Genomic DNA, 9,860 nt, shown 5'->3' with positions numbered 1-9,860 from the left:
ATGTACTAACTAGTACAATAGGTGTCAATAAGAATTTTATGTAGTTGTATAGATAAATGGCAAAGAAAAGACAGTTTGACGAGATAGAAGTGCTTGGAGTTATGGCCAAATATTTTTGGCAGCATGGTTATGCGTCGACTAAGGTGGATCAATTATCGACCGTTACAGGATTAACGAAAACCAGTATTTACAACGCGTTTGGCAACAAAGAAACCGTGTTTAAATGTATAGTAGATTTCTATGTTGAGCATCACATGTCTGTGGTACTCAAGAAACTCGACTCAAATAAATCAATATCAGAGAATCTTCAATATTTATTTGATAGTGAGTTCTTAAATCCAGAGAATGATCTACTCACTTACGGCTGCTTAATTACAAACAGTATTGTTGAATTAAAATCAAACGAACCAGCCCTCTATGAGTATGTTATTAAGAAGTTTGAACAAGGTCGTATTGCAACACTGGCATTTTTTACTCAATATGAGAAAACAGAACGACTTATTGATGGTATAGATGCAGAGCATTTGACCGACTATTTCCTTACGTTTCGTCAAGGACTAAAAGTTCAATCAAGAGGGCAAAGACCACATGAATCTCTCGCTCGATCTATACATGCATTCATGCTTGTATTGAGTACATTTGAAAAATAGATTATGCGTAGACTATTCTCGAGCTTTAGCTTTGTTGTCGAGTTTTAGATGTCTAATGATTATGAGTGCAGCACCGTAGCAACACGATTCTAGTTGAGCCAATTAGTTAATCGAGCAGGTAGACTGCTTTATCCTTATCGCAATACTATTGAATGGTGCCTTTAAATGAAAACAATAAAATATAATGGACGTATTGTTTTTCAAAAACAAGATATACCCAGTTTCAAACGTATGCCGCGCGTATTTGTAGACAGTGAAGCGTGTTTTGCGTTTGTCACAAATGGCGATTTTAACGTCAGGGAACAGACAGAATCTGCTTCATTGAACAAAAACTGCGGAATACTGGCAAAATGCACCAACTACTTTTATGAAAACACTAGCTATCATAATGATGAAGGTGCAGGTGAAGCGATTGGTATCCTTCTCTATCCTGAAATATTTCAGTCACTGTTTAACTTTGATATTAGCCAGTCAAAATACAGGGTCGATTATAATATTTTGCAGGTTGAAGTGGACAAATTGCTAGAGCACTATCGTGATAGCATCAGTATATTGCTGGATTCTCCAGAGTTGGCGGATGATTTGCTTATCGAGAGCAAACTACGTGAATTTGTCATTCTTATGGCGAAAAGAACCAGCGCACCTTCTGAACTCGATTTTCTTGCTTCTATGTTTAAACCTAACTTTGCCAAATTTGAAGATATTATCCAAAGTAATCTGTATGCGGATCTGAGTGTGGATGAGTTGGCAGCATTGTGTCATATGAGTGTTTCTACTTTTAAACGTAAGTTTAAAGAGGTGTATTCAGAACCCCCAATAAAATACATTACCAAATTAAAAATCAACAAAGCTAAAGTGTTACTGAAAGATAATAGCTTACGTATCTCCGACATCGTTTTTGAAACAGGTTTCGAGTCGATTTCCACGTTTAACCGTGCCTTTAAAGGACAAACAGGTCTATCCCCTTCTCAATTTCGTTTAACCTGACACCAACGCATTTTAACCTTTCCATTCAGGTTGGCTCGTTTGAACTAATGTGAGCAATTTTTGAACTTTTATGGAGAGCCCTGTACCTCCAAATTCCATATAGTTACCCCATCAACTAAACACAGAGAAAGGTAACGAATTATGGGTATCAGCTTTAAAGAAAAATATGGTGATTGGGCACTTATCACAGGGGCAACATCAGGCATTGGCGCAGAAATGGCAAGCCAGATTGCAGCAAAAGGATTGAACATTGTTTTGGTCGCTCGTCGAGAAAAAGAGCTTGAAGAGCAAGCTACGTTGCTTACTGAACGCTACGGAATTAAAGCAACGACCGTTTCTGCTGACTTAAGTACGTCAGAAGGCGTCGAAAAAGTTAAGCAAATTGACAAAAGTATTGGGCTACTTGTACTAGCCGCTGGTATTGAAGTTAATGGTTCGTTTGCTAAATCATCTCTAGAGCAAGAGTTGAAGATGATACAGCTTAACGTTACCTCTGTATTGCAACTGACTCACCACTTTACACCAGCGATGATCGAAAGAAAAAGAGGCGGCATTTTAATGGTATCAAGTCTTTCTGGTCATATGGTTTCCCCATATTTTTCAAATTATGCAGGTACCAAAGCCTATGTTCTTCAGCTAGGTGCATCTCTTCATGGCGAACTTAAACCCAAAGGTATTGATGTAACGGTTCTTTCTCCTGGGTTAACAACTACACCGATGACTGCTGATAATGGTGTTGACTGGTCAAAACTACCAATGGTTGCAAAAGATCCAGCGGAAGTAGCAGAAATAGCTATCAATGGTTTGGGTAGAAAAGCAGTTGTGGTTCCAGGTAAACGTAATCGAATGACCGCTATTCTTTCTGGGATCATCTCCCACCAAAAGCAGGCAATAATGGGTGAATCAATGATTGGAAAAGCAATGCCCAAGAACAAAATGTAACCCCCAACAGTTTAAAACTTTAGTGAAAGAAAAAGGGAAAAAGGGAAAAAGCAATGATTAAAGTATACGTAATATACCCAAATAACGATGATGTGATTTTTGATTTTGATTACTACTGCAACAAACATGTTCCTATGATAGGAGAGCTTCTGGGAGACGCACTAAAAGGGGCGACAGTAGATGCAGGGCTAACAAGTGTTGTTCCTGGTGAAGCAGCGGCATATGTGGCGATTAGTACAATTTCATTTGAATCTATAGAGTCATTTCAAACGGCATTTGGCCCAAATGCAGAGAAGATAAAAGCTGATGTACCGAACTTCACTAATACCGTTCCAACAATTCAGCTTTGTGAGCAAAAAATATAGAACCGCAACTCTCTACGGTGAAAATGAGCAGGATACCGAATAATAAACAATTTGGATTCTGCTTAGTGTTATTTAATGAAATAAAATTGAAACTAAACGCTTGATAAAAAGAGTTAAATATGAATAAGAAAATCAAATTGGATATAGTGTCAGATGTGATTTGTCCTTGGTGTATTATCGGTTATAAGCGTTTAAATACCGCGATAAAAGAGCTTGGTATAGAAGATCGCATTGAGATTGAGTGGCAACCTTTTCAGTTAAATCCAGATATGCCGCTTGAAGGTGAAGACCTACGTGCCCACCTTAAAAGGAAGTACGGTACTACATTAGAAGATAGCATTCGTTTCAGAAAAGAGATGACAGAGCTTGGAGAAGACGTTGGATTTAAATTCGACTACTTTGACGGGCTAAAAGCTGTAAATACCCTTGATGCTCATATTCTTCTGGAGCATGCAAAAAGTGTAGGCAAGCAAACCGAGCTTAAAAACCGGTTATTTGCTTCGTTTTATAGCGAGCAAAAAGATATATCCAGCAAGAGTACCCTCGAGCAAGAGTTGCAAAGTCTTGGTATTAATGTTGACGAAGCAATGCAATGCCTAGATGATGATGATATTCGAAGTCATGTCCAGTCGCTGGAACAACAATGGAAACAAGCGGGTATATCAGGTGTTCCAACGGTTGTATTCAATCGCGAGAGCGCTATTTCTGGAGCCCAATCAGTGGATACTTATAAGCAAGTATTAACTGAATTAGCTAAAGTGTAATTCCTGCATCCCTCTAAAACGGACTTTTGCAATATTGTGGCGGTCTGAAAAAGGCAACGGTCTATATGAAAAATAGAGAGCTTGAAGTCTACCTTCATCATCATATACCAGTATCAAAGTCTCTCGGTATCGGTGTGAATACTTGTAGCAGCAAAAATATCGAGATTACTGCACCATTGAGAGTGAATACAAACCACATGAATACGGTGTTTGGCGGCAGCTTATCTGTTGTTGGTATTTTGGCAGGTTGGTCTTTAGTTTATGCCCAGTTAGAGGGTAAAAAACATCAAATTGTTATTCAAGAAAATAGCATTCGATACCTGAAGCCCGCCAACAAAGATGTAACAGCAGTATGTAAATATGACAACCTTACGGCGTGGTCTCGGTTTCATCGTGCGTTTCAACGCAAGGGAAAAGGGCGTGTTCAAATAGCCTGCAATCTATTTTGTGCGGATGAGTTGGTTGCTACTTTTGAGGGAGTATACGTCGTTTTTAATAAAGAGTAATTAGGTCAAAATGCAAAGAAAACTAAAACTTACGCAACCAATCCAGTTTGTCACGCCCGAACTTTTCAATTTCTTCCCAACCTTGACTTCCTGCAATCACAACGCTAGTGGTAAGGAACAGAATATCAAAGAGTTTATTTACAACTCATCCTGATTGGCGTGTATCTTCAATGGCTACAAAGTACTTGAATAAATTGAGCTCAGACATGGTTGACTTGGTTTGTTATCAAAAAGAAGTATAAGATAAAAAACTTAGCTCAAGGTAAAGCTTGGTGATCTTGCCCTGTACTCTACGGCTACCGCTCACCGCTCGTTTTGTAGATAAAGAGGGCAAAACTAATTATAGATCTTTGATAATTTGGGATATTTTTTCTAATCAATATTAGTCGACTTAGACAGAGTACTCTAAATGATTCCTGTCCAAAAACGAGTTACGAAGCTCTTTTGTGAGTGATACCGATGGTCAAGAAAAATCATAAACGCCTAGCGACTAGCGAGCCGTGCGAGCGTCAGGAGTGGCTTTATTATTTTACTTTACCATCATTCCCCTAGATACCCTTTTAGCAGGGTGATGGTTCACGCAGTGAGGCCATCGCCTTGCCAAGACTTTGGGTAAAGTCAACTAGAGTGTATTTGATTAATTTGTTACTATTTTTGTAAAGGATATTGGGGATGATTTTGTCGAGTTTAGTCTTATAAAATCATCACCTTTACAAATTAAAGGGTATTTGTAATGTATTTTTACCGTTGATGGCACTTACACCCCTTACAATAACTAGATAGTCACTCACTCACCCACCGAGTAAAGATGATTTTTAGTTCATATAAAGTGAATTCAAAGAAAAGAGCGAAGATTAGTCTTTCCGTTCACAACGATTAATCAATACGGCAGCGCTTAAAGCGCTGCTTTTTTATTGCCACTCTCTAGAATCCGCCTCTACATAAGTTTTCACTTCTAATTCTGCGTTCCCAAGACAACAGGCATAAAAAATCCCGCCTTTTATGGCGGGATTCAATTATTTAGCTAAGAAGTCTGTCTTAGATAAACTCCACTTTAGTCACTTCTTTGATAGCAGATAGAACAAATGTTGGTACTGCTGCAATGAAGATTAACGATATTAAGTGATTAAATTCTAGCGCTTCTGTGCTGAATACCAACTGACCGAAGCTTGTGTACACAACGCTTAAAGACAAGATAGCCGATACTGCCACCGCACCAAGTAGGTAGTGGTTAGTGAACGGATTCTTACGATAAATCGTTGTAAACGTACGTGCATCGAACAAGCTCCAAAGTTGAGCAAAGATCAGTGTTAAAAACGCAACGGTTTGTGCGTATTGAGCACTGTAACCACCGTCGAGTGCGTAAGAGAATGTCACAAAGCTTAGACCACCTAATGCGAGACCACGAGTTAGGATACGAGCGCCTAGACCATTAGAGAAGAAGCCTTGGTCACGTTTGCCTGGCTTACGCTCCATGAGATCTTTCTCTTCTGGCTCAACACCGAGTGCGAGTGCTGGTAGACCATCAGAAACGAGGTTAACCCATAAAATCATTAGTGGAGTTAGCGGAAGTACTACATCTGGTCCCATGAGTAGGAATGCAAATAGGATTACCGAAACCTCACCCACGTTCGCTGTAAGTGCTTGGCGGATAAACTTACGTAGGTTATCGAAAATTTGACGACCCTGACGTACCGCCTTCACGATAGTACTGAAGTTGTCATCCAACAGGATAAGGTCACCTGAGTCTTTCGCAACAGACGTACCTGTAATACCCATCGCAACACCAATGTCTGCACGACGCAGTGCTGGCGCATCGTTCACGCCGTCACCGGTCATAGAGGCAACTTCATTGTTCTCTTGCTGCGCTTTTACGATACGCAGCTTGTGCTCTGGAGTAACACGGGCAAATACTGCAACCTGAGAACAGATAGACAACAGCTTCTCGTCATCCATTTGGTCAAGCTCAGCACCCGTTACCACTAGATCGTCTTCGCTACGGATGATTCCGATTTCACGAGCAATCGCTGCTGCCGTGACTGCGTGGTCACCGGTAATCATTACCGTACGAACACCAGCGCTATAACAGCTATTTACTGCATCGCGTACTTCTGGGCGTGGTGGATCCATGATGCCATAGATACCCAGGATGCTGACGTCTTTTTCAAGCTCAGGGAAATCTAACTCAAGCTCTTCTTCTTTTAATTCACGGAAACCAACGGCAAGTGTACGCAGAGCATCACCACCAAAGGTTTGGATTGCCGCTTCAAAGTTTAAATGAAGCTCTTGAGACGGTGCGGTATCGAGAGCCAAGTTGCCTGAAACTTCACAGCCAACCGTTGGTACGAAACCACCGTCAACCATGAAGCTGGTTGATTTACCAAGAACAACATCTGGCGCACCTTTCAATGCTAGGAAGTGCTTACCTTGTGGGTCACGAACGATAACAGAAGCCATCTTACGACCAGAATCGAACGGGAACTTCTTAACGATTGAGTAGCCACCCGTTGATAGCATTTCATCTTGTTTAAGACCTGCTTTTGCAGCTGCAACAATTAGTGCACCTTCTGTCGGGTTGCCACGAACCGTCCATTTACCATCAGCATTTACATATTCAGCATCGTTACAAAGCGTTGCAACAACAAGACCTTTCATCATTGCAGGGCTGTTTGTCGCTTCGACATTGTGACCTTTGGTAATGAATTCACCCTTAGGATCAAAACCTTTACCTGACACATCCCAGTAACGACCAGACACATCGTACGCTTTCATCACCTGCATTTGGTTTTGTGTTAGCGTACCGGTTTTATCTGAACAGATAACGGTTGTAGAACCAAGCGTTTCGATTGCTGCTAGCTGTTTAGCCAAAGCATTATTCTTAACCATCTTAGTCGAGCCCATCGTTAATACGATAGTAACCACCGTTGGTAAACCTTCAGGAATAGCGGCAACCGATAAAGAGATACCTGTTGTTAGGATTTCTAACCATGGCATACCGTGGTAAACACCGATAGCACAAACAATAGCAACAACCACAAGAGCAACAACCAATAATGCGAGTGCGATGGTGTCCATACGCTCTTGCATTGGTGTTTTCGTCTCTTCCGTTTGGTTCATCATATCAGCGATGTGACCAACTTCAGTTTGCATACCTGTGCTTGTTACCACAGCAAGGCCTGTACCTGTAGTCACGATTGTTGTCATGAAGCCCATGTTCTTCTGATCGCCAAGACCAAGGGTCTCATCTTCAAGGCGTTCAGACTGCTTATTCACTGGCTCAGATTCACCGGTCAGTGCAGCCTCATCTACCGTCAGACGGTTTGACTCAAGAATACGAACATCAGCAGGCAGAATATCGCCAGTATTAATTTTGATGATGTCACCAGGAACGAGGGTTTTAGCTGGAACACTGATCCATTTACCATCGCGCATCACTTCGGCTTCTGGAGCTGCCATTTCTTTTAGCGCTTCCATCCCTTTCTGAGCTTTAAATTCTTGCCAGAACGCGATACCAGTATTGATAAGGATAATCACTGCAATAGCCATAGCATCAATCGCGTGGCCAGTAGACCAAGAAACGATTGCACCAACAGCTAGAATAAAAATCAGTGGGTTTTTATATTGATGAATATACAGTTCCCACGCAGAAGCTGACTCTTGTGCAGTCAGTTCGTTAGTGCCGTGCTTCTCTAAGCGTGCATCCGCTTCAGAAGTTGATAAACCTGTCGTTTGATCTGCGTTCAGTTCGTTTAAAACATCTGAACTTTGTTGTGTAAACCATTTACTCGTCATTTGAGTACTCCACATCAATGCCTCACGCCGAGGCTAATGTAATAAAATAATACTTATTCTTATGTGATAGAAAAATCGCACAAATCAAAAGTGAATATTTAGTCGATTTAGTGCGCTTGAAAAACTATATAGTAAGGATTGTCTATTTAGCAAAGATCGCAAAAGATACACTTGATACACACTTGACAACTACTTTGAAAACACAACCACATCAAACATCAAACATCAAACAAACAATACAAGCCCAAACTATTGTTTAAAAAAGATAAGCACAAAAAATAGACACCCTTTGCACTTTCGTAAAAACCATTGGTTATCGGCGTATTTTATCGAAAATTCCTTAATAACGAAGTAAAACATCGGAATAACCTTTCTATAAACAGGGAGATGTTGGCGTAATCATAAATTGATAAAATGGAAAGTTAGATGCCAATTGTAAAAACGAAAGGAAATCAGCAACAAGATGGAGATATAAGTCACAATTCAACAACCAAGGCCATTCTTGGCCATTACAAAAAAGACCAACACTCAAACTTACTATTTATGCAAAACTGCGAATTAAGCGCTAGTGACTGACAAATTAATAAGGCCGTCGCTCTTTAATTTCTTGTAATACAAATAAGAAAAAAGGCAGAGGGGGAGAGTAAGATAGATGATGAGAATAAGAAAATATGACCAAACTCATCATCTCTTTGGTGTTGCTTATGAGCTTGCTCATATATAGTGCTATAAAAGAAACAACCAATAACAAGCTAGGAGCAAATCATGTCAAACGGTCGTATTTTACACACCATGCTACGCGTGGGTGATCTAGACAAGTCTATCGAGTTCTACACCAATGTAATGGGCATGCAGCTATTACGTAAGAACGAAAACAAAGAGTACGAATACACACTGGCTTTCGTTGGCTTTGGCGACGAATCTCAAGGCGCAGTGATTGAGCTGACTTACAACTGGGGCACCACGGAATACGATCTTGGCTCTGCTTTTGGTCACGTTGCTATCGGTGTTGATGACATCTACACAACGTGTGATGCGATTAAAGCAGCTGGCGGCAACGTAACGCGAGAAGCGGGTCCGGTTAAAGGCGGCTCTACACACATTGCGTTCGTTAAAGATCCTGATGGCTACATGATTGAGCTGATTCAGAACAAACAAGCAAGCGCAGGTCTAGAAGGTTAATTCCTTAACCTCTTTGAGAAGTTGAGTTTGAACGCCTGATGAAATGAAAAACGAAGCGAGCACTATGCTCGCTTCTTTTTTATCACTCTCACCATAATCGATATTCTTTACCAATTATTCTTAACAATCTCATTGATGAAACTTTACATGATAATGATTATCATTTAAATTAACCACCTATTGATTAGTGAGGTAATACAATGATTAGCGAATGGGAAAAACACACGTTACTTGCCGATACTGCATTGCAGCTCGACGATCCTGTACGAAGTATTCTTCATTATCAGCAGGCTTTGAACTTAAGTGAAGAAATTACAGAACGCACCGATATTCAAGCCGATGAACGCTTACTGATCTCGGTGATTTCTTGCCACAATCTTGCTCAATTCTGGCGTTGGGCTGGCGACACTGAATACGAGCTCAAGTATCTTCAACTGGCTTCCGAAAAGGTACTCACACTGATCCCTCAGTGCCCTAATACTCAATGTTCAAGCTTTATCGATTCTATTGGTTGCTGTAAGAAAGCGCTGATCGATTTCATGAAACGCCACCCAAACCCTAAAATTGCCTCTATGGTGGAGAAGATCGATACCGCGACCAACTGTGAAATGATCGCCCGCTTCCGCTTGAACTAAACAAGTTACGTCCAAACAACGACTCCAAATCTAAAAC

10 protein-coding genes are annotated in these 9,860 nt (G+C 40.7%); 8 read left to right on the top strand and 2 right to left on the bottom strand.

Features of this window, described 5'->3' with window-relative positions; all coding sequences use genetic code 11:
• The first annotated feature begins 56 nt into the window (after positions 1-56).
• The 6 genes from AB4133_RS00860 (at position 57) to AB4133_RS00835 (ending at position 4,214) form a co-directional block, all read left to right on the top strand.
• The gene (locus AB4133_RS00860; protein ID WP_102366904.1) at positions 57-650 is read left to right on the top strand and encodes a TetR/AcrR family transcriptional regulator; all 594 of its coding nucleotides are present in this window, start codon (positions 57-59) and stop codon (positions 648-650) included.
• 165 nt (positions 651-815) lie between these two features.
• The gene (locus AB4133_RS00855) at positions 816-1,637 is read left to right on the top strand and encodes an AraC family transcriptional regulator (protein WP_198589006.1); all 822 of its coding nucleotides are present in this window, start codon (positions 816-818) and stop codon (positions 1,635-1,637) included.
• 141 nt (positions 1,638-1,778) lie between these two features.
• On the top strand, positions 1,779-2,579 hold the full coding sequence (locus tag AB4133_RS00850; protein ID WP_102366905.1) for an SDR family oxidoreductase: 801 nt from the start codon (positions 1,779-1,781) through the stop codon (positions 2,577-2,579).
• A gap of 53 nt (positions 2,580-2,632) precedes the next feature.
• Positions 2,633-2,944 carry an EthD family reductase gene (locus tag AB4133_RS00845; protein WP_055024798.1) on the top strand — a complete coding sequence of 104 codons (312 nt, stop codon included), beginning with the start codon at positions 2,633-2,635 and terminating at the stop codon, positions 2,942-2,944.
• A 119-nt stretch (positions 2,945-3,063) separates the two neighbouring features.
• On the top strand, positions 3,064-3,708 hold the full coding sequence (locus AB4133_RS00840; RefSeq protein WP_102366906.1) for a DsbA family oxidoreductase: 645 nt from the start codon (positions 3,064-3,066) through the stop codon (positions 3,706-3,708).
• 65 nt (positions 3,709-3,773) lie between these two features.
• Positions 3,774-4,214, top strand: coding sequence for a YiiD C-terminal domain-containing protein (locus tag AB4133_RS00835; protein ID WP_102366907.1), 441 nt, complete (start codon positions 3,774-3,776; stop codon positions 4,212-4,214).
• Positions 4,215-4,236: 22 nt separating this feature from the next.
• On the opposite strand, the gene AB4133_RS00830 is transcribed toward AB4133_RS00835, so the two are convergent.
• Positions 4,237-4,338, bottom strand: a complete 102-nt coding sequence (locus tag AB4133_RS00830; protein ID WP_102430419.1) for a transposase family protein — start codon at positions 4,336-4,338, stop codon at positions 4,237-4,239.
• A 914-nt stretch (positions 4,339-5,252) separates the two neighbouring features.
• Entirely contained in the window at positions 5,253-8,006 is a 2,754-nt protein-coding gene (locus tag AB4133_RS00825) for a cation-transporting P-type ATPase (RefSeq protein WP_017061173.1), read from the bottom strand.
• A gap of 765 nt (positions 8,007-8,771) precedes the next feature.
• On the opposite strand from AB4133_RS00825, the gene gloA reads away from it, so the two are divergent.
• Together gloA and AB4133_RS00815 are read left to right on the top strand one after the other, a co-directional pair.
• Positions 8,772-9,188, top strand: a complete 417-nt coding sequence (gene gloA, locus AB4133_RS00820) for a lactoylglutathione lyase (RefSeq protein ID WP_004734046.1) — start codon at positions 8,772-8,774, stop codon at positions 9,186-9,188.
• Between the two features lie 200 nt (positions 9,189-9,388).
• On the top strand, positions 9,389-9,823 hold the full coding sequence (locus tag AB4133_RS00815; RefSeq protein ID WP_004734047.1) for a DUF2753 domain-containing protein: 435 nt from the start codon (positions 9,389-9,391) through the stop codon (positions 9,821-9,823).
• The last annotated feature ends 37 nt before the right edge of the window (positions 9,824-9,860 follow it).

It is taken from the genome of Vibrio sp. 10N.286.52.F8 (genome assembly GCF_041468745.1).
Taxonomy (GTDB): Bacteria; Pseudomonadota; Gammaproteobacteria; order Enterobacterales; family Vibrionaceae; genus Vibrio; species Vibrio crassostreae_C.
This window is presented reverse-complemented; position numbering and strand designations above follow the sequence as displayed.

Bases quoted from the DNA above. Each gene is read 5' to 3' on its own strand.
- AB4133_RS00860 (WP_102366904.1), top strand. From the start codon at position 57: ATGGCAAAGAAAAGACAGTTTGACGAGATAGAAGTGCTTGGAGTTATG.
- AB4133_RS00855 (WP_198589006.1), top strand. From the start codon at position 816: ATGAAAACAATAAAATATAATGGACGTATTGTTTTTCAAAAACAAGAT.
- AB4133_RS00850 (WP_102366905.1), top strand. From the start codon at position 1,779: ATGGGTATCAGCTTTAAAGAAAAATATGGTGATTGGGCACTTATCACA.
- AB4133_RS00845 (WP_055024798.1), top strand. From the start codon at position 2,633: ATGATTAAAGTATACGTAATATACCCAAATAACGATGATGTGATTTTT.
- AB4133_RS00840 (WP_102366906.1), top strand. From the start codon at position 3,064: ATGAATAAGAAAATCAAATTGGATATAGTGTCAGATGTGATTTGTCCT.
- AB4133_RS00835 (WP_102366907.1), top strand. From the start codon at position 3,774: ATGAAAAATAGAGAGCTTGAAGTCTACCTTCATCATCATATACCAGTA.
- AB4133_RS00825 (WP_017061173.1), bottom strand. From the start codon at position 8,006: ATGACGAGTAAATGGTTTACACAACAAAGTTCAGATGTTTTAAACGAA.
- gloA (WP_004734046.1), top strand. From the start codon at position 8,772: ATGTCAAACGGTCGTATTTTACACACCATGCTACGCGTGGGTGATCTA.
- AB4133_RS00815 (WP_004734047.1), top strand. From the start codon at position 9,389: ATGATTAGCGAATGGGAAAAACACACGTTACTTGCCGATACTGCATTG.